Source organism: Streptomyces sp. NPDC088812 (assembly GCF_044750285.1).
Taxonomy (GTDB): domain Bacteria; phylum Actinomycetota; class Actinomycetes; order Streptomycetales; family Streptomycetaceae; genus Streptomyces.
This window is the reverse complement of sequence record NZ_JBIVJP010000011.1, coordinates 90,706-110,301: the sequence shown is the minus strand read 5'-3', so window position 1 is coordinate 110,301 and position 19,596 is coordinate 90,706. Positions and strand designations below refer to the sequence as shown.

The 19,596-nt window shown below is 72.9% G+C and carries 17 protein-coding genes; 8 read left to right on the top strand and 9 right to left on the bottom strand.

Translation table 11 applies throughout. The features are described from left to right. The first annotated feature begins 4 nt into the window (after positions 1-4). Both lon and ACIP67_RS20610 read left to right on the top strand, forming a co-directional pair. Positions 5-2,428 carry an endopeptidase La gene (gene lon / locus ACIP67_RS20615; protein ID WP_401693402.1) on the top strand — a complete coding sequence of 808 codons (2,424 nt, stop codon included), beginning with the start codon at positions 5-7 and terminating at the stop codon, positions 2,426-2,428. A 213-nt stretch (positions 2,429-2,641) separates the two neighbouring features. After that, a complete protein-coding gene (locus ACIP67_RS20610) occupies positions 2,642-3,139 on the top strand; it encodes a MarR family winged helix-turn-helix transcriptional regulator (protein ID WP_385061764.1) in 498 nt (165 codons plus the stop codon). Positions 3,140-3,462: 323 nt separating this feature from the next. On the opposite strand, the gene ACIP67_RS20605 is transcribed toward ACIP67_RS20610, so the two are convergent. Beyond that, complete coding sequence (locus ACIP67_RS20605; RefSeq protein ID WP_401693401.1) at positions 3,463-4,248, bottom strand: hypothetical protein; 786 nt, start codon at positions 4,246-4,248, stop codon at positions 3,463-3,465. 368 nt (positions 4,249-4,616) lie between these two features. Here ACIP67_RS20605 and ACIP67_RS20600 point away from each other — a divergent pair, with 368 nt between their 5' ends. The 5 genes from ACIP67_RS20600 to ACIP67_RS20580 are packed head-to-tail and all read left to right on the top strand — an operon-like array spanning position 4,617 to position 10,490. Then, positions 4,617-7,610, top strand: coding sequence for a nitrate- and nitrite sensing domain-containing protein (locus ACIP67_RS20600; RefSeq protein WP_401693399.1), 2,994 nt, complete (start codon positions 4,617-4,619; stop codon positions 7,608-7,610). Next, the gene (locus tag ACIP67_RS20595; RefSeq protein WP_401693397.1) at positions 7,607-8,146 is read left to right on the top strand and encodes a roadblock/LC7 domain-containing protein; all 540 of its coding nucleotides are present in this window, start codon (positions 7,607-7,609) and stop codon (positions 8,144-8,146) included. Before ACIP67_RS20600 ends, ACIP67_RS20595 begins: the two co-directional genes overlap by 4 nt. Next, entirely contained in the window at positions 8,143-8,571 is a 429-nt protein-coding gene (locus ACIP67_RS20590) for a DUF742 domain-containing protein (RefSeq protein ID WP_401693396.1), read from the top strand. The genes ACIP67_RS20595 and ACIP67_RS20590 overlap by 4 nt, the downstream gene beginning before the upstream one ends. Next, on the top strand, positions 8,552-9,196 hold the full coding sequence (locus tag ACIP67_RS20585; protein WP_401693395.1) for a GTP-binding protein: 645 nt from the start codon (positions 8,552-8,554) through the stop codon (positions 9,194-9,196). Before ACIP67_RS20590 ends, ACIP67_RS20585 begins: the two co-directional genes overlap by 20 nt. A gap of 31 nt (positions 9,197-9,227) precedes the next feature. Next, a complete protein-coding gene (locus ACIP67_RS20580) occupies positions 9,228-10,490 on the top strand; it encodes a styrene monooxygenase/indole monooxygenase family protein (RefSeq protein WP_401693393.1) in 1,263 nt (420 codons plus the stop codon). 548 nt (positions 10,491-11,038) lie between these two features. On the opposite strand, the gene ACIP67_RS20575 is transcribed toward ACIP67_RS20580, so the two are convergent. The 4 genes from ACIP67_RS20575 to ACIP67_RS20560 form a co-directional block, all read right to left on the bottom strand. After that, positions 11,039-12,388, bottom strand: a complete 1,350-nt coding sequence (locus ACIP67_RS20575; RefSeq protein ID WP_401693391.1) for an NlpC/P60 family protein — start codon at positions 12,386-12,388, stop codon at positions 11,039-11,041. Positions 12,389-12,504: 116 nt separating this feature from the next. Then, entirely contained in the window at positions 12,505-12,807 is a 303-nt protein-coding gene (locus ACIP67_RS20570; protein ID WP_401693390.1) for a hypothetical protein, read from the bottom strand. Positions 12,808-12,821: 14 nt separating this feature from the next. Then, the gene (locus ACIP67_RS20565; RefSeq protein ID WP_401693388.1) at positions 12,822-13,472 is read right to left on the bottom strand and encodes a TetR/AcrR family transcriptional regulator; all 651 of its coding nucleotides are present in this window, start codon (positions 13,470-13,472) and stop codon (positions 12,822-12,824) included. Positions 13,473-13,533: 61 nt separating this feature from the next. Further along, positions 13,534-14,472 (bottom strand): diiron oxygenase, encoded by a 939-nt coding sequence (locus ACIP67_RS20560; RefSeq protein ID WP_401693386.1) that lies wholly within the window; start codon positions 14,470-14,472, stop codon positions 13,534-13,536. Positions 14,473-14,691: 219 nt separating this feature from the next. Here ACIP67_RS20560 and ACIP67_RS20555 point away from each other — a divergent pair, with 219 nt between their 5' ends. After that, on the top strand, positions 14,692-15,300 hold the full coding sequence (locus ACIP67_RS20555; protein WP_401693384.1) for a Uma2 family endonuclease: 609 nt from the start codon (positions 14,692-14,694) through the stop codon (positions 15,298-15,300). A 48-nt stretch (positions 15,301-15,348) separates the two neighbouring features. Here the strand turns inward: ACIP67_RS20555 and ACIP67_RS20550 are convergent, their stop codons facing one another. The 4 genes from ACIP67_RS20550 to ACIP67_RS20535 form a co-directional block, all read right to left on the bottom strand. After that, positions 15,349-15,855 (bottom strand): DUF3291 domain-containing protein, encoded by a 507-nt coding sequence (locus ACIP67_RS20550; RefSeq protein ID WP_401693383.1) that lies wholly within the window; start codon positions 15,853-15,855, stop codon positions 15,349-15,351. A 45-nt stretch (positions 15,856-15,900) separates the two neighbouring features. Then, the gene (locus tag ACIP67_RS20545; RefSeq protein ID WP_401693381.1) at positions 15,901-17,376 is read right to left on the bottom strand and encodes a peptidoglycan D,D-transpeptidase FtsI family protein; all 1,476 of its coding nucleotides are present in this window, start codon (positions 17,374-17,376) and stop codon (positions 15,901-15,903) included. Next, complete coding sequence (locus ACIP67_RS20540) at positions 17,373-18,740, bottom strand: FtsW/RodA/SpoVE family cell cycle protein (RefSeq protein ID WP_401693380.1); 1,368 nt, start codon at positions 18,738-18,740, stop codon at positions 17,373-17,375. Before ACIP67_RS20540 ends, ACIP67_RS20545 begins: the two co-directional genes overlap by 4 nt. 291 nt (positions 18,741-19,031) lie before the next feature. Beyond that, a complete protein-coding gene (locus ACIP67_RS20535) occupies positions 19,032-19,538 on the bottom strand; it encodes a dual specificity protein phosphatase family protein (protein ID WP_401693379.1) in 507 nt (168 codons plus the stop codon). Positions 19,539-19,596: the final 58 nt, after the last annotated feature.

Here is a 19,596-nt window from a genome sequence, read left to right as displayed (position 1 = left end):
GATCATGGCTGCTGAGTCCGCAGCGTTCACACCGCTCACCCTGCCCGTACTGCCGCTCGACGACGAGGTCGTGCTGCCCGGGATGGTGGTTCCGCTGGACCTCAACGACGCCGATGTGCGCGCCGCGGTGGAAGCGGCCCAGGCCGCCGCCCGCTCGGAACCCGGGAAGCCCCGGGTACTCCTGGTGCCGCGCATCGACGGCACGTACGCGAGCACCGGCGTGCTCGGCACGGTCGAGCAGGTCGGCCGGCTGGCCGACGGCGACCCGGGCGCGCTGATCCGCGGCCGCGGCCGCGTCCGGATCGGCGCCGGCACCACCGGCCCCGGCGCGGCCCTGTGGGTCGAGGGCACGCGGCTCGACGAGAAGGTGCCCGAGCCCCTGCCCGGCCAGGTCGCCGAACTGGTCAAGGAGTACAAGGCGCTGGCCACCGCCTGGCTGCGCAAGCGCGGCGCCTGGCAGGTCGTCGACCGCGTCCAGGCCATCGACGACGTCTCCGCGCTCGCCGACAACTCCGGCTACTCGCCGTTCCTGACCACCGAGCAGAAGGTCGAGCTCCTGGAGACGGCCGACCCGGTGGCCCGTCTGAAGCTCGCCACCCAGCAACTGCGCGACCACCTCGCCGAGCAGGATGTCGCCGAGACCATCGCCAAGGACGTCCAGGAGGGCGTCGACAAGCAGCAGCGCGAGTTCCTGCTGCGCCGTCAGCTGGAGGCCGTCCGCAAGGAACTGCGCGAGCTCAACGGCGAGAGCGAGGGCGAGGAGTCCGACGACTACCGCGCCCGTGTCGAGGCCGCCGACCTGCCGGAGAAGGTCCGCGAGGCCGCCCTCAAGGAGGTCGACAAGCTGGAGCGGGCGAGCGACCAGTCGCCCGAGGGCTCCTGGATCCGCACCTGGCTCGACACCGTCCTGGAACTGCCGTGGAACGAACGGACGGAGGACGCCTACGACATCCAGGGCGCCAAGGCGGTCCTCGACGCCGAGCACGCGGGCCTGGAGGACGTGAAGGAGCGGATCACCGAGTACCTGGCGGTGCGCAAGCGCCGCAGCGACCGGGGCCTGGGCGTGGTCGGCGGACGGCGCGGCGGCGCCGTGCTGGCCCTGGTCGGCCCGCCCGGCGTCGGCAAGACCTCGCTGGGCGAGTCGGTCGCGCACGCCATGGGCCGCGCCTTCGTCCGCGTCGCCCTCGGCGGTGTCCGGGACGAGGCGGAGATCCGCGGTCACCGGCGTACGTACGTCGGCGCGCTGCCCGGCCGGATCGTCCGCGCGATCAAGGAGGCCGGTTCGATGAACCCGGTCGTCCTGCTCGACGAGATCGACAAGGTCGGGTCCGACTTCCGCGGCGACCCGGCGGCGGCCCTGCTGGAGGTCCTGGACCCGGCGCAGAACCACACCTTCCGCGACCACTACCTGGAGGTCGAGCTCGACCTGTCGGACGTCGTCTTCCTCGCCACCGCCAACGTCCTGGAGGCCATCCCCGAGGCCCTGCTCGACCGTATGGAGCTGGTCCGCCTCGACGGCTACACCGAGGACGAGAAGGTCGTCATCGCCCGTGACCACCTGCTCCCGCGCCAGCTGGAGCGGGCGGGCCTGGACAAGGAGGAGGTGACCCTCGACGAGAGCGCCCTGCGCAAGCTGGCCGGCGAGTACACGCGCGAGGCCGGCGTGCGCACCCTGGAGCGGTCCGTCGCCCGGCTGCTGCGCAAGATCGCCGCGCAGCACGAACTGGGCCGGCGGGAGCTGCCGTTCACCGTCACCGAGGCGGACCTGCGTGACCTGATCGGCCGGCCGCACCACGTGCCCGAGTCCGCCCAGGACCCGGCCGAGCGGCGCACCTCGGTGCCCGGTGTGGCGACGGGGCTCGCGGTCACGGGCGCGGGCGGCGACGTGCTGTACGTCGAGGCGTCGCTGGCCGACCCGGAGACGGGCGCGGCGGGCCTGACCCTGACCGGTCAGCTGGGCGACGTGATGAAGGAGTCGGCGCAGATCGCGCTGAGCTTCCTGCGCAGCCACGGCGCCGAGCTGGAACTGCCGGTCGCCGACCTGAAGGACCGGGGCGTGCACATCCACTTCCCGGCGGGCGCGGTCCCCAAGGACGGCCCGAGCGCGGGCATCACGATGACGACGGCCCTCGCGTCCCTGCTGTCCGGACGGCTGGTCCGTACGGACGTGGCGATGACCGGCGAGGTCTCGCTGACCGGCCGGGTCCTCCCGATCGGCGGTGTGAAGCAGAAGCTGCTCGCCGCGCACCGCGCCGGGGTGACCACCGTGATCATCCCCAAGCGCAACGAGCCCGACCTGGACGACGTCCCGGCGGAGGTCCTGGACAAGCTGGACGTCCACGCCGTCACCGACGTCCGCCAGGTCCTGGAACTGGCGCTCGCCCCCGCGACCAGCGGGGTGACGCCGGAGGTTCCGGTCGCGGCGTGACGGACGCGTCCGGAGGGGAAGGCCCGGGTCCCGTGAGGGAGGCCCGGGCCTTCGCCCGCCCGGGGCCACCGGCCACGGCGTCACGGCGTCTTGGCGTCATGGGTCATGGCGTCATGGGTCATGGCGTCATGGGGCAGGTGCATGCCACGACCCTCGGCCCGGGGTGCGGCTACGCACGTAGAATCGGCACGGAACCGGATCAGGAGCGCTGACGTGCACGAGGACGGAAACGGCGACGGACGCGGGGGCGCATCCGAGGTGTCGCGAAGAGGTGTGGACCAGGAGTTCCTGTCCCTGGAGCGGGAGCTGACGGTGCTGCTGCGCCGCGCCCGGGCCAATCAGGGCGAGATGGCCCGCGAGGTGCACCCGGACCTGGAGTCCGCGGCGTACGGCCTGCTCGTCCGGCTGGAGGAGTGCGGGCGGCAGCGGGCGACCGAACTCGCCGCCTACATCGGCGTCGGCAAGGCCACCATGTCCCGCCAGCTGCGCGCGCTGGAACAGCTCGGCCTGATCGCCCGCGCGCCGGACCCGGCGGACGGACGCGCCTGGCTCGTCGACCTGACCGAGGAGGGCCGCACCCGGGTCGGCCGGGTCCGCGAGGCCCGCCGGGCACGGTACGTCAGCCAGCTCGCCCACTGGGACCGCGGGGAGGTGGCGGAGCTGGCCCGCCTGCTCCACGAGCTGAACCAGGGCATGGCCAAGCAGGCCTGAACCGGCGACCGGCCGATCGGGTCTGGACCGGCGACCGTTCGAGAGCAGGCCCGATGCCCGGCATGGTCCGTCAGGCCAGAACCAGCGGATGGCTCATCCCGCCCGAACCAACGCGGGGCCGAAGGCCCGGGCAGGCCCGAGCAGGCCCGACCCCCGGTGTGGTCCGTCAGGCCAGATCCGGTGGATGGCTCATCCCGCCCGAACCAACGCGGGGCCGAAAGGCCCGAGCCAGCCCGAGCCAGCCCGAGCAGGCCTGAGCCGGCCCGACCCCGGCGTGGCACAGCCCGCCCGAACCAGTGCGCGGCCCAGGTCCCGGCCCCACCTCACAGCTCCACGAAGACCGCCGTCGCGTCGTCGTGCCGTTTGGCGCGGCCCAGGAACTCCCGCTCGGTGTCCGCCCGCTCCAGCTTCCGCACGCGCTCCACCAGCGTGCGAGGGCCCTCCTTGCGGACGCGGCCGAACAGGTCCGTCCAGTCGCCCTCGCGGAACGTGTCCACCCACCGCGTCACCCCGTCGCTGAGGGCCGCGAGGGCGGCCACCTCGGTGCGCGGGACGGCGCCGGTGACCGCGCGGGCCGCCACCGCCGGGTCCGCGGCAGCGGTGAAGAAGCCGCCCTCCTTGTTGCGGACCCGCGTGTCGCAGACCTCCGCGCTCGCCAGCAGCGCCGGCGGGACGAGCGTCAGACGGTCGTCCAGGACGGGGGTGACCGTGCCGTCGGGGGAGGCCAGGAGGAGCGCCGAGTCGGACAGGACCAGGTACTCCACCGAGTCCGGGGACCAGCGGGCGAGAACCACCGTCGCCTGCGGCGTACGCGGGTGAGAAAGGTCACAGGTGCCGGAGTGGGCGTCGGCGGTACGCGCCAGAGCGAGGGAGAGCGCCTCGGCCAGCGGAACATCCGGGAGTGAAACGGTCAGTTCGGTCAGGGCGCCGCCCAGCCGCGCCGTGTACCAGGGGACCGAATGGAGACAGCCCGTGCCGCTCCGGGGCGGCGTCACGCCGTCCAGCAGGACGAGTGAACCGCCCTGACCGGAGGCGGGAAGTCCGACGCTCGCGAAGTCCTCGTTGGGGTAGGCCCGATCACCGGGCTCCGACACAAGTTCCGTGCGCATCCCGCCAGTCTGCACGACCCCTTCACACCCTTCGCGAAAGGCTGGCAACACTCCTCGGGTGGGCGCACCGTCGCAGGTCAGGCGCCTGTTTTGGGAGGGAATAACGCACTCCGGGAAGGCGTGGCGGCGAATATTGCCAAAGCCCGCCGCCCACGTCCAACCGGCGCCCCGTGCAAAGGCCTCGCAGGTGCCGGAGTGACTTGCCCCTCAACTCTCCTCCGATGTTCACTCCTTCGGGTGGCGGGGCAGTCGATGCGCGACCCCTGCCCACCGGCACTGGGAGGGTCGGGGACCGTACCGGACGTACGCACCCGTTGACGGAGCGTCATCCGGCCCATGGGTAACACGAGTCAGGAATGCGAGCACCGGTGCAGAAGACGCGGCCTCGGCGCACAGGCAGCAAGACGGCCTCCGAGGGGGGCGCGGAGCGCACCCCTGTAGGGAAGGGCCGTCCGACCCACGTACGCAACCGGCTGATCGTCGCGGTGGCCGTGGTGGCCGCCGCCGTCGCGGGCGCCGGAGCCCCCTCCGTCCTCGACGCCTCCGGGCAGTTGAAGGACGCACAGGATCTGGTGACCCTCGCCGAGCGGACCCAGGACGCGCTGGTCCTCGCGCAGTCGATCGCCGACGAACGGGACGAGGTCACCGTCTACGTCGCGGCTGGCCGTACCAAGGCCTCGGCGCCCTCGACGCAGAGCAGTACCCGTGTGGACCGGCAGGTGCGGGAGCTGACCGCCGACGCCGACACGCCCGCCGGGCTCCGTGCGGAGCTCGACGGCCTCGCCTCCGTCCGGCAGACGGCCCTCACCGGCAAGAGCACGGCGCTCGAGGCGCACCAGGCCTACTCCGCCGCCATCACCGCGCTGCACGGTCTCGCCGAGCGGCTCGCGGAGCAGATGCCGCCCCGCGCGGGCTCCGGCGCCCACGCCCTCGCCGACCTCGACACCGCCGTCCAGCAGGCCGACGCGGCCCGCGGACTGCTGCTGGCCGCGCTGAACGTGCCGACGTCCACGGAGAGCGTCTACGACCCGGTCACCGGCCTGTCGTCCACCGAGACGGTCTCCTCCGGCGGCGACGCCAAGCGGCGGGACGCCCTCACGGCCGCCGCCCAGCAGGCCCGGCTGCGCTCCGACGCGGCCCTGACCGCCTTCCGGGAGAACGCCCCGCAGCAGGCCGTCGACTCCTACGACTCCACCGTCACCGGCGGTGACGTGGAGGCCGCCGAGAAGTACCTGGCGGCCCTCACCGACCAGCCGGAACTCACCGACGACGAGCTCGACACCAGCCTCAAGAAGCTGGACGCCGCGCTCTCCGCCCGGGTCGACCTGATGCGCGGCGCCGAGTCGTCGCTCTACGACCGCCGCACCAAGGACCTCGCCCAGCTGCGCGACGACGACGTCACCGCGCTGGAGATCCGCATCGCCCTGCTCGGCGCCCTGGTACTGCTCGCCATAGGCATCGCCACCGCCATGGCCCGCAGCCTCACCCGCCCGCTGGCCGTGCTGCGCCTCGGCTCGAAGCGGCTGGCCGACGCCGAGAACCCGGCGGCCGAGGAGCCGCTGCGGTTCACCGGCCGCAACGACGAGTTCGCCCAGGTCGTCCGCTCCGTCAACGCCCTGCACGAGCACGCCGTCGCCCTCCACGAGCGCGTCACCACCCTGGAGTCCGACCGCAAGCACCTTGTCGGCCAGCGCCAGAAGATGGCCGACGCCCGCGAGGGACTGCGCGCCGAACTCGCCGACGCCGCCGCCCGCCTGGAGCGGCTGCGGTCCAGCATCAGCGGCACCTTCGTCAACCTCTCCCTGCGCACCCTGGGCCTGGTCGAGCGCCAGCTCGCGGTCATCGAGGGCCTGGAGGAGCGCGAGCAGGACCCCGACCGCCTGGCCACGCTGTTCAAGCTCGACCACTTCGCCACGGTCATGCGCCGGCACAGCGAGAACCTGCTGGTGCTGGCGGGCACCGAGCACGTCCAGCAGCACGCCGGCCCGATCCCGCTGGTGGACGTGGTCCGCGCCGCGGTCAGCGAGATCGAACGCTACGAACGCGTCCGCATCTCCGCGCTCCCGCCGCACGCGCACGTGGCCGGCTTCGCCGCCGACGACCTCAGCCACCTGCTGGCCGAACTCATGGAGAACGCCACCTCGTTCACCCCGCCGGACCTGCCCGTCGAGGTCTCCGGCTGGCTCCTGGAGAACGGCGAGGTCATGCTCTCCGTCCAGGACGAGGGCATCGGCATGACCGAGGAGCGCCTGACCCGCCTCAACAGCCGCCTCACCGAGTTCGACCCGGAGACCCCCTACGACCAGGAGGGCGAGGAGGGACTCGGCCTCGGCCTCTACGTCGTGGCCCGCCTCGCCCACCGGCACGGGGTGCGGGTGCAGCTGCGCGAGCAGAAGAAGGGCGGTGTCGCCGCGGTCGTCGTCGTCCCGACGCCGCTGCTGGCCACCGCCCCGGCCGCCGCGGTCCAGGCGTCCTCACCGGCGTCCGCCGCGGGCCAGTCGTTCTCCCTCCCCGGCGCGGACGCCGAGGCCAACTCCAACGTCCTCCCGGGCCGGGCCAAGGAGAACGGCGACAGCGGCGACCCCCTGGTCGCCCTGGCCGAGAAGGCGGTCCGCGAGGCCGAGTCGTCCACCGGCGACCAGGTCCCGGACCGGTCCCCGGCCGCCCCGCCCGCCGAAGCGCAGGTCCCGGCCCAGCCCCCGGCCGAGTCCCGCACCGATGAGCGGACCGATGAGCGGACCGATGCGCGGACCGATGCGCGGACCGACGCGCGGACCGTGCCGGAGCCGCACTCCCGGGCCGAGACCACGATGGAACTCCTGCTGCCGAACCCGCCCGGGGAAGCGGACGGCACGCCGGAGGGACACCACCCCGCCGCACCGGCCACCCCGCGACCCGGAGCCGCCGACGGCGAGAACGCCCCACAGGGATCACCCGCCACCGACCCGGTCACCTCACCAGGTGCACCCGCCGCAGGCCAGGACGCCCCCCAGGGACGGCCCGCCCCCGGCGGCGGCGCGGACGGCACGGACGGGAACGGGCCCGACCCGGGCGAGGCCGAGGCGGAACGCACCCGCACCCCCGACGCCCCGGAAGAGCTCCTCACCGACAAGGGCCTGCCCAAGCGCACTCCCAGGATCACCGCACCCACCACGGCCCCCCGCCAGCGGACCGGCTCCGTCGACGCCGACGCCCTCCGCCGCCGGCTGGGCGGCTTCCGTCGGGGGGCGGAGGCCGGATACCGCGACGTCGAGGCGGAGATCGCCGAACAGACGGGGCAGAACACGGCACCGTCACCTCAAGCAGCACCCGCACACGCCGAAGAAGACACGGGGGGCACAGTCGAGGAGGCAAGCAGTTGACCGCGCCCAGTACCTTCGGACTGAGCAGTGAAGCCCGTAACCTGCACTGGCTGTTGACCAACCTCGTGGAGGAAGTGCCGGGGATCCAGTCCGTCGCGGTCGTCTCCTCCGACGGCCTGCTCCTGCTCTCCTCCGACCCGGGGCTCCCCCACGCTCGGACGAGCTCGCGCGGGGGGACCCCCACCGACGCGGCCCGTCAGGTCCAGGAGGCGAAACCGGCGGGCCCGCGCGGGTCCGCCGCCGACCTCGCCACCATCGTCTCCGGCATCGGCAGCCTCACCATCGGGGCCGCCAAGCTCATGGACTCCGGCCCGGTGAAGCACACCATGGTCGCCATGGAGGAGGGCAGCCTCTTCGTGATGTCGATCAGCGACGGCTCGCTGCTCGGCGTCCACGGCTCCGCCGACTGCGACATGAGCGTGGTGGCGTACCACATGGCCCTCTTCGTGGGCCGCGCCGGCCACGTCCTGACCCCGGAGCTCCGCAGCGAGCTACGGCAGTCCCTGGAGACCGCGACGGCGGGGAGTACCCGATGAGCAGCTCTCCGAAGAAGGCCGCCGCGCTCCCGGTCCGCGGCGGCGACCGCAAGCCCGCCCGGGTACGCCCCTACTCGCTCACCGGCGGCCGCACCCGCTTCGGCCACGTCCTCCTCGTCGAGACGTTCGTGGCGACCACGGCCGAACTCGAGGCGCCCGAGGAGCGCAGGGAGCTGACGAACGGTTCCCTCACCACCCGGGTGATGCCGGAGCTGCGGGCCATCGTCGAACTGTGTGGCCGTATGCGTACGGTGGCGGAGATCGCCGCGCTGCTGAAGATGCCGCTCGGCGTGGTCCGCGTGCTCCTCAGCGACCTCGCGGACCAGGGAAAGATCCGTGTGTACGGCACCGGGACCGGTCACGGTACGGGCCGTCCCGACCGCGCTCTGCTGGAAAGGGTGCTGAGTGGACTCCGTCGTCTCTGACGCCGCTCGTGGCGTCTCCCCGTTCGTCGAGGCCGCGCCCGACGAGCCGTTGCAGCCCTGGCAGACGGACCGCACCCGGGCCCCCATCGCCACGAAGATCGTGGTGGCCGGCGGCTTCGGTGCCGGAAAGACCACCCTGGTCGGCACCGTCTCGGAGATCGAGCCCCTCCAGACGGAGGCGCTGATGACCGAGGCCAGCGAGGCCACCGACGACCTCACCGGTACCCCGGAGAAGGTCACCACCACGGTGGCCATGGACTACGGCCGCCTCACGCTCGACGACGACCTGGTGCTGTACCTCTTCGGCACGCCGGGCCAGCAGCGGTTCTGGTTCATGTGGGACGACCTGGTGCGCGGTGCGATCGGCGCCGTCGTCCTCGCCGACACCCGCCGTCTGAAGGACTGCTTCCCGGCCCTCGACTACTTCGAGAGCTGCGGACTGCCGTACGTCGTCGCCGTCAACCACTTCGACCACAGCGAGCGGTTCGATCCGGAGGACGTGCGGGAGGCATTGACGATTCCGCCGCACATACCTGTAATGATCATGGATGCGCGCCGCCGGATCTCGGTGATCGAGACCCTCCTGGCCCTCGTCGGCCACGCGCTCGACGAAACCCCCGAGTAAGGCCCCCGGGCCACCTAGGAGACACCCCCGCATGCGGAAGATACTCGTCGTCGGAGCCGGTCAGTCCGGTCTTCAGCTCGCCCTCGGCCTCCAGTCGCACGGGTACGAGGTCACCCTGATGTCCAACCGGACCGCGGACGAGATCCGGTCCGGCCGGGTGATGTCGACGCAGTGCATGTTCCACACCGCCCTCCAGCACGAGCGCGACCTCCAGCTGAACTTCTGGGAGTCCCAGGCCCCGAAGATCGAGGGTGCCGGTGTCTCGGTGGCGGCCCCCGGCTCGCACGACCCGGGCCCGACCCAGCGCGTGATCGACTGGGTCGGCAAGCTCGACGGGTACGCCCAGTCGGTCGACCAGCGGGTGAAGATGGCCGGCTGGATGGAGACGTTCGCCCAGCGCGGCGGCCAGCTGGTGATCCACGGCGCGGCGGTCTCCGACCTCGACTACTTCGCCCGGGCCTACGACCTCGTGCTGGTCTCGGCGGGCAAGGGCGAACTCGTGCAGATGTTCGGCCGCGACGCGTCCCGCTCCCCCTACAGCGAGCCGCAGCGCGCCCTCGCCGTGTCCTACGTCCACGGTCTGGGCCCGCGCCCGGAGCACCCGGAGTTCGACGCGGTCCGCTGCAACCTGGTGCCCGGCGTCGGTGAGCTGTTCATCATGCCGACCCTGACCCTCTCCGGCCGCGCGGACATCCTGTTCTGGGAGGGCATACCCGGCGGCCCGCTCGACGTCTTCAAGGGCGTCAAGGACCCGGCGGAGCACCTCTCCCTGACCCTGGACCTCATGAAGAAGTTCACGCCCTGGGAGTACGCGCGGGCCACCGAGGTCGAACTGACCGACGCCGGCGGCACCCTCGCCGGCCGGTACGCGCCCACGGTCCGCAACCCGATCGGCCGCCTCCCCGGCGGCGGCCTGGTGCTCGGTGTCGCCGACGTGGTCGTCGCCAACGACCCGATCACCGGACAGGGCTCCAACTCGGCGTCCAAGTGCGCGGCCGCCTATCTCGCCTCGATCCTCGAACGCGGCGAGAAGGAGTTCGACGAGGAGTGGATGCAGGCGACGTTCGACCGGTACTGGGAGACCGCCCAGCACGTCACCAAGTGGACCAACGCGATGCTGGCCCCGCCGCCGGAGCACATCCTCAACCTCATCGGCGCGGCCGGTCAGCTCCAGCCCGTGGCGAATCGATTCGCCAATGGGTTCAACAACCCGGCGGACTTCGAGAACTTCTTCTACGACCCGAAGAAGACCGAGGGCTACCTGATGGAGGTCTCGGGCGCCGCGGGCGCGTGAGACCTCGACGGAGCGTCCCGGTCGGGCCGCCGACCCCGGCCGACGCCCTCGGGCCGCCGACCCCGGCCGACGCCCTCGGGCCGCCGACCCCGGCCGACGCCCTCGGGCCGCCGACCCCGGCCGACGCCCTCGGGCCGCCGGCTTCGGCCGACGGGCCGTTCGACCACTGCCGCTGTTCGACCACTGCCGCCGTTCGGCGACCGTCCCGGGTCGGCGACCGTCCCAGGTCGGTGTGCCGTGCCCGGTCGGCCACCGCCGCCAGGTCGGTGTGCCGAACCCCTGCCGCCGGGGCGGCGGGCAGCTCCGCCACCACCCCTCACCGTCGGGTCACGGGGTCTCCGTTCGCGGTCCGGGCGTGGGGCGGTGTGTCAGCTGGGCTTGGCCGTTCGGTCGCCGGGCCGGTCGACTGCTGCCCCGGCCTGGCGGGTGAAGCCGCGTCGTCAGGGCGGCGGAGAGCTTCGCCACCACCCCCGGCCGTCGGGTCACAGCGCCTCCGTCCCCGGTCGGCCGTCGGGTCACAGCGCCTCCGTCCCCGGTCGGCCGTCGGGTCACAGCGCCTCCGTCCTCGGTCGGCCGTCGGGTGGCACGGCCTCCGTCCCCGGTCGGCCGTCGGGCCGTACGGCGGCCCCGGTCTCCGGTCGGCCGCCGGGAAGTACGGCCTCGGTCACCGGTCGGCCGTCGGGAAGTACGGCCTCGGTCTCCGGTCGGCCGTCGGGAAGTACGGCCTCGGTCTCCGGTCGGCCGTCGGGAAGTGCGGGCTCGGTCTCCGGCCGTCCGTCGGGTGGCACGGCTGCCGTTCCCGGCGGGGTGTCGGGCCGGACGGCCCCTGTCCCCGGCTCGCTGTCGGGGTCGGCCCCCGCCCAGGCGTCGGGTCGTACGGCTCCCAGGACCGGGTTGGCGGCGAGCGGTGAGACCTTGACGCGGCCGCCGGGGCGCGGGGCCTGGACCACGCGGCCCTTGCCCAGGTACATCGCCACGTGCGTGGCCTCGGGAAAGTAGATCACCAGGTCGCCGGGGCGCAGCTCGTCCAGCGGGACCCTGGGCAGCCGCGCCCACTGCTCCTGGCTGGTGCGGGGGATCGGTGCCCCGGCGGCCCGCCACGCCTCGGACGTCAGGCCCGAGCAGTCGTAGGACGCCGGACCCTCCGCGCCCCACTCGTACGGCTTGCCTAGTTGCCGCACGGCGTAGCGCACCGCGCGGCCGCCCTCCTCGGAGGGGGTGCGGTCGTCGCTCAGCGCACCCGACGCCATGAGCGTCTTCTGGGCCTTGGCGACGCCGTCGCGCTCCAGCTCGGCGAGGGCGGTGAGCTGGGCGGCGGTGAGGGAGGCGAGCAGTTTCTCCACGGCGTGCAGGCGGCGGCGCACGTCGTCGCGTTCCTTCTTCCGGCGTTCGGTGAGGGTGAGCTGGGCGTCGAGGGCCGCGCGCGCCCGGCGGGCCAGCCCGTCGGCCTTGCGTTCGCTGCCCTCCAGCCGCCCCACCGTCTCGGCCCGCTCCCGCGCCAACTGGCCGATCACATGCCCCTGGTCGAGGGCGTGCTGCGGATCGCGGGCCAGCAGCAGTCGTACGTAGGGGGAGATGTCGGTGGTGTTCTGGTACTGCTGCCGGGCCAGGCGTCCGGCGGCGCCCCGGCTGTCCAGCAGCGTCAGACGGGTCCTCGCCAGTTCGTCGCGGAGCCGGTCGGCCTCGGCGCGCCGTTCCTTCAGTTTCTCCTCGGTGGCGTTGTAGGCCTCGGTGGCCTGCTCGGCCTCCCGGTACAGCCGCTGAAGGTCCGTCAGCAGCCCGGCCACCGACCGCTCGGCGGGCTCCGGGGGCCGGGGAACGGCCGTGGCGGCCTCGGGGATCAGCAGGCTCTGCGCGGCCAGCGCCGCCGTGCAGACCGTTCCCGCCAGACGAGGCATCCTTCCTGACACGTCATCATCACCTCCGGCGGGGCGGCCCCTCCACCCCGCAGGGTGAGCATCAGGGGTGCGTGGGCGGGTCGCGTGGCAGGTCTGCGCGGTTCGGCCCAACGGGTTCACCCGTCGGCGTCACCCCGCTTGCGGTCCGGGGCGGTGCCGGGCTTGGACCACGGCCACCTCGGCCGGCCGGCCGCCCGTCCCTCGGGGTCGTACTCGTACTTCCAGCCGCGCGGCAGTCCGAGCCGGCCGCCGTGCCCGCGGGGCACCCGCCGGTAGACGAGGACGGTCGGCGGACCGCCCGCCGCGTCGGGGACGGGGATGCGGTACGTCTTCGGCGGCTGCCCGGTGGGACCCAGCAGCACGGGGAGGACGCGGCCGTCCATGGGCCCGCCCTCGAAGGGGGTGTCTTCGCTCTTCACGGCACCAGTGTCGATCAGGTCCCCGCCGCGAGCGCACCGTGCACCACGTCGGCGGTCTGCGCGTCCCGGGCCGCGGTCACCGTCAGGACGGCCACGAACTGGTCCACCAGCCAGTCCCGCAGCTCCTCGGCGGGCGGCTGCTTGTCCTCGTCGAGCCAGATGAGCGAGGCCGCCTCGACGGCGGTGATCCACATCCGGACGGTCATCCGCAGCCGGGGGCCGGGAGCGGCCACCCCGAGGTGGCTGTAGATGTGCTCGGCCGCGGCCCGCCGCACGCCGTCCACGAGGGCGGTCGTACGGGAGGTCTCGACGACGCTGCCGCCCTGGAGGAGGGCGCTGAACCCGGCGTCGTGCTGGTCGACGAAGGCGAGATAGCGGTCCAGGGCGCGGGCGAGGCGGGGGAGGAGGGGGCCGTCCTGGGGTTCGTCGAAGCAGTGCTGGAGCACTTCGGCGGCGGACCGCAGCGCGGCCTCGTACAGCTGCTGCTTGCCGCCGGGGAAGTACCGGTACACCAGGGGCCGGGAGACTCCGGCCGCCTCCGCCACGTCGTCCAGCGAGACGTCCTCGGGGGCGCGGTGCGCGAAGAGGGAGAGCGCGGCGTCGAGCAGCTGACTGCGGCGCTCCTCGACGCTGAGCCTGCGGTAGGCGGGGGCGGCGGGGGTCATGACGTGCAGCGTAATCGCCCGCCCCCGCCGGGCGCCCGGCCAGGTGGCCAGGAAAGCGAGGTCAGGCCAACAGTCCCGACGACCGCCACAGCCGCCGTCCCACTCCGCGCAGCACGCCGATGTCGTCCAGGAAGTCGGTCAGCTTCCTCGCCCCGTTCTGCATCACCTCGCGGCGGTGGCCGCTGGCCTTGACCTGGGCCATCGCCTCCCGCCTGTCGAGGCCGACGTTGGTGTAGACCTCGGGGTTGACGAAGGCGACGGAGAACACGCGGGCGAACTCCCCGGAGGTCACGCGCGTGAACTCCTGGGACCACTTGGGCGCGGTCATCATCTGGCGGCGCAGCTCCTCACGGGCGTACCGCACGTGCCGGGCCTCCTCCACCACATGGATGCGGGTGACGCCCCGGATCAGGGTCTGGACCCGCTCGTCGGGGAAGGTCAGCCGCTGCATCCAGTCGAGGACCTCCTCGCCGAGCAGGGTCGCGGTGAACGACCCGGGCGTGGTGGAGATCGTCTTGAACAGGCGGCCGAGGTTCTGGTGGACACGGCTCACCGGGTACCACGGGGTGCCGCCCTGCGCGATCAGCCGGGCGAACATCTTCGAGTGCCGGCACTCGTCCTCGATCTCGGTGAGCGCGTACCGCACGTGCGCGCTCGTGGCCGACTTGTCGTAGATGTGCCGGCACAGCAGCTGCATCAGGATGATCTCGAACCAGATGCCGAGCGAGGCGAGCGCGGCCGCCTCGTGCTGGGAGAGCAGGATCCGCTGCTCCTCGCTCATCCGTTTCCACATCGGCGTGTCGTACAGCGACACCAGCTCCGGCGGCCAGAACCACTTGCCCTCCTCGAAGGGCGCGTCCCAGTCCAGCTCCTTGTCCGGGTCGAACGAGTGCTTGGCGGAGGAGGCGAGGAGCCGCTCGGCCACCTGCTCCCGGTCCTTGAGCAGCCCGAGCGCATCGCGCAGCCCGTCGAGCGCGTCGGCTTCCGTGAGGGTCGTCATGGCTCTTATGAGACTGCTTGTCAGCAAGGCCGTCAATCCCTCGCGCAGGACTTGTTGACTTGGCGTCTACCCGGTCGCGCTCGCGGCAACGGACGAGCGGATCGGAGCATCCGCCCGTCGTCAACGGGACGGCCTACGGTCACTCGATCGAGCGCGGGATTGGCGTTCCCCCTGGGTAGGCTGGTCATGTCTGCCACGCTCCGCCCCATGGGAGTGATCATGAGCGCCGCACGCGAGTACGGGCTGGATGAGGACTACGAGTGGGCCCGTCCGCCGGCCGGCGGCTGGACGGCGGACGACCTCGACCGGCTCCCGAACCTGCCTGCGCACACGGAGCTGATCGACGGGAGCCTGGTTCTCGTGAGTCCGCGGACGTTCTTCCACGCGCGCACGCTGCGCCTGCTGGAGAACGCGTTGCTGGACCAGGCGCCGGACGGGCTGGACGCCATCCGGGAGATGACGGTCAAGCTCGACAAGTCGAACCGGCCCGAGCCGGATGTCCTGGTGTACCGGGCCGACGGCGACGCCGACACCGGTCCCGGACAGACCTGGTTCCGCCCCGAGGACGTCGTCCTCGCCGTCGAAGTCGTCTCGGCGGACTCGGTGGACCGGGACCGTGAGGCCAAACCCCGCAAGTACGCCGCCGCGGGCATCCGGCACTACTGGCGGGTGGAGGAGGAGAAGGGCCTGCCCGTCGTGTACGTCTACGAGCTCGACCCCGCCACCCGGGCGTACGTCCCCAACGGGGTCCACCGCGAGCGCCTCAAGCTGACGGTCCCGTACGACATCGACATCGACCTGACGGCGCTCGCACCGCGCGGCCGCTGACCGTGGGCGGGACGCCGGTGCCGGCTCCGGCGCCCCCGTCCGTCTTCCCTAGGCCGAGCAGCCCAGCCCCTCCGGCACCTCGAACGCGACCGGCTGCGCCCCCTGGGCCGGGAACGACGTGCGCAGGGTGAAGGCGTACGGCGTCGGGCCGTGCGCGCGCAGGTGCAGCAGGCGGGCCTCCGCCTCCGCGACCGTCGGGCGGTGGCCGGCCGGGACCCACCACAGGGTCGTCATCGCCTCCTGGACCCGCCCAAACCACTCGCGGCGCCGGGAGAGCATCTCGCGGTGCCGGCCCTGGTACATGTAGGCGGTCAGGGCGTCGGTGTCCCGCCACACCGACATGTTGACGATCAGCCAGTCGTCGCCGAAGACCGGGATGTCGGTGGCGTCGCCGGCCTCCGACTGGAGCCGCCACACGAAGCCGGCCGCCGCGTCCGCGTCGGCGTTGACGGGATCGAGGGCGTCGACGAAGTCCTTCAGTTCGGGCGAGTCCAGCGGGAACTTGAGCCGGGCGAGGTTGACTTGGGCGAGCTCGAATGCGATGGCGTCGGTCATGACCGAACGGTAGGACGCACCTGTTCGGTCCGGAACCCCCCCGTCTCACGAGGTGAGCACCGCCTCCATCACCGCCCGCGCGATCGGCGCCGCCAGCCCGCCCCCGGTGATGTCCCGCCGGTTCGCCGCCGAGTCCTCCACCACCACCGCGACCGCCACCTTCGGCTCCGGGTCCCGGTCGCCCTGCGCCCAGGACACGAACCAGGCGTACGGCGTGCCCGCGTTGCCGATGCCGTGCTGGGCGGTGCCGGTCTTGCCGCCGACGGTCGCCCCGGGGATCGCGGCGTTGGTGCCGGTGCCCTCCCGCACCACGTCCGTCATCAGCTGCCGCAGCCGCCGCGCGGTCGACGGGTACATCACCTGCCGGGCCGGGCGCGAGCCGGCCGTGGCGACCGTCGTCCCGCCCCGCCGGGTGGTGCGTTCCACCAGGTACGGCGTCCGCATCTGCCCCCCGTTGGCGACGGCCGCCGCGACCATCGCCATCTGGAGCGGAGTGGCCCGCGTGTTGTACTGCCCGATCGAGGACAGCGCCAGCTGCGCCCGGTCCACCGAGGTGTCGAACGTGCTCGGCGCCACGGAGAACGGGATGCGCACTCCCCCGGAGGAGGTTCCCCCGGGCGCGTCGAACCCGAACGCCTCCGCCGTGGCCGCCATGTTCGCCACCCCCACATCCACGCCCAGCTTCGCGAACACCGTGTTGCACGACCACATGAACGCGTCCCGCAGCGAGGCGTCCTCACACCCCCTGGACGCGTTCGCCAGCCGGGTCGTCGTCCCGGGCAGGGTGTAGGGGGCGGGGGAGTCGGTCGGTGCGTCGAGGTCCCGGATCACGCCCGCGTCCAGCGCCGCCGCCGCGGTCACCACCTTGAACGTCGATCCCGGCGGATACGTCTGCCGCACCGCCCGGTTCAGCATCGGCCGGTCCGGGTCGGCGTTCAGCCGGGTCCACTCCCGTTCCACCGCGGGCCCGTTGCCCGACAGCACGGCCGGGTCGTACGACGGCGCCGAGAACAGCGCGAGGATCCGTCCCGTCGCCGGCTCCACCGCCGCCACCGCGCCCTTGCGCCCGGCCAGCCCTTGGTACGCCGCCCGCTGTGCCCCCGCGTTCAGGGTCGTCACGACGTTCCCGCCGGCGGGCCGCGACCGGGTGACGTCGTTCCACAGCGGGAACGGCCGCAGCAGCGGGTCCGCGCCGGAGAGGACGCCGTCCTCGGTGTGCTCCAGGAACGTCGTCCCGTACACCTGCGAGGCGAACCCGGTCACCGGCGCCCACAACGGCCCGTTCGTGTACGTCCGTTCGTACCGCAACTGCTCCCCGCTGTCCCGGGAGCCGGTGACCGGCTCGCCGCCGACCAGGATGTCGCCGCGGGGCTGGCCGTAACGGGCGATGGAGGCACGCCGGTTGGCCGGGTTGTCCTCGTAGGAGGTGGACCGGACGACCTGGACGCGGGCCGCGTTGACGAGCAGGGCCACCAGGAGCAGGACGCAGAAGACGGCGGCGTGCCGGATGTGGCGGCTCACGGTGCCGCCTGCCCGTCGTACTGCCGCCGTGCCGAGTCGCTGATCCTGATCAGCAGCGCCACGATCGCCCAGTTGGTGACGACCGACGAGCCGCCCTGGGCCAGGAACGGCATCGCCATGCCGGTCAGCGGGATCAGCCCGGTCACCCCGCCGGCGATCACGAAGACCTGGAGCGCCACGATCGAGGCGAGGCCGATCGCGAGGAGCCGGCCGAAGGGGTCGCGCAGGGCGAGGCCGGCCCGGTAGCCGCGCTCCACCAGCAGGCCGTACAGGAGGAAGAGGGCGGAGAGGCCGGCCAGGCCCAGTTCCTCGCCGGCCGTCGCCAGGATGAAGTCGGACTTCGTGGCGAAGCCGATCAGGGTGGAGTGGCCGAGGCCCAGGCCGGTGCCGAGCATGCCGCCGGCCGCGAAGGAGAACAGCGACTGGGCGAGCTGGTTGGGGCCCTGGCCGGCCTCGATCGACGCGAACGGGTGCAGCCAGTCCTCGATCCGGCTGTGCACGTGCGGCTCCAGCCGGCCGACGGCGACCGCGCCGAGCGAGGCCAGCAGCAGCCCGACCGTGATCCAGCCGGTGCGGCCGGTGGCGACGTAGAGCATGACGACGAACAGGCCGAAGAAGAGCAGCGAGGTGCCGAGGTCGCGTTCGAGGACCAGGACGCCCACGCTGAGCAGCCAGATCGCGACGATCGGACCGAGGACGCGGCCGGTGGGCAGCTGCATCCACCAGATCTTCCGGCCCGCGTACGCCAGCGCCGTGCGGTTGGCCGCCAGGTACGCGGCGAAGAACACGGCGAGCAGCACCTTCGCGAACTCGCCCGGCTGGATGGAGAAGCCCGCGACGCGGATCCAGATGCGGGCGCCGTTGACCGCGGGGAAGAGGATCGGCAGCGCCAGCAGGCCGAGCGCGGCGACCACGCTGACGTACGCGTACCGCTGGAGCAGCCGGTGGTCGCGCAGCGCGGCCACCACGAAGGCGAACAGGGACACGCCCAGCGTGGACCAGACCAGCTGGGTGGGCGCCGCCAGGTCGCCGGGGGTCTCCAGGTCCAGCCGGTAGATCAGCACCAGTCCGATCCCGTTGAGCAGCACCGCGATGGGGAGCAGCAGGGGATCGGCGTACGGGGCGCGCAGCCGTACCGCCAGGTGCGCCAGGAGCGCGAGCACGCCGAGTCCGGCGCCGTAGCCGGCGGCGCCGGGCGGGACGGTGCCGTTCCGGGCGACCCCGACGGCGCAGTACCCGTACACCGACAGCAGGACGGCCAGGAGGATGAGGGAGAGTTCGATGCCGCGGCGCCGGGGGAGGCGCGCGGCGGGTGCCGGCGTCTCGACCGCCCTGGCGATGGCTTCGGCTCCGGCTCGCGTCATGTCCGGAACCTACCCAAATGAGGCTCCTTGTGAGCCCTGGTGTGAGCCCTGGTGTGAGCTTCGGTGTGGGGTTCGGTAGGGGCTTCGGTGGGTGCTCTCGTGCGAGTCCCGGCTCCCGGGTTCCGGGCGGTGGGCGGGCACGGCCGGGCGGGTGCGGGCGGCGGAGCCCGGGCGCATGGTCACCTCCACGCGGGCGCACACGGAACCGATCTGACTGTTCGCCACATTAGGTGCGATGTGTGCGGGGCGCCCGTCGCACTGGGCCATCGGAGGGCATGCGGGGAGAAACGATTACTCGGTCAGCTCCTCCAGCAGCCGGGCCGTCGGCAGGCCCGCCCTCAGGTAGGCGACGAACAACTCGTTGTGCAGGGCCCAGGGTGAGCGCCGCGACCGGATCAGGCGGATCGCCTCCTCCGCCGCGAGGCCCCGGCGGACCAGGGTGTGGGCGACGACCAGCCCCGAGCGGTTGTAGCCGTGCCAGCAGCGGACCAGGACCGTGCGCCCCTCGTCGAGCGCCTCGCCCGCCGCCTGGGCCAGCCGTATCACCCCCGCGAGCTGGGTGCCGTCCAGCGGTCCGTCGGGGATCGGCCACACCTGGTGCCGGACACCCCGGTCGGGCCCGTGACCCGGCACCCGCAACAGGGTCTGGACCAGATCGAACTCGTCCCGGACGACGGCGGACTCCCGCTGCCCGGTGCGACCGCGGAACTCATGGCCGCCCATCCACAGACCGGGCGTGATCTCGTTCCACGGAGCGTCCGGAGCCGGTACGTCGGGTTGCTTCCTGCGGGTCCGCAACGGCGCCTCCCCCACCACGTCCCTGACGGCATTCCCAGCTCTTCCCCCGGGCAACCGC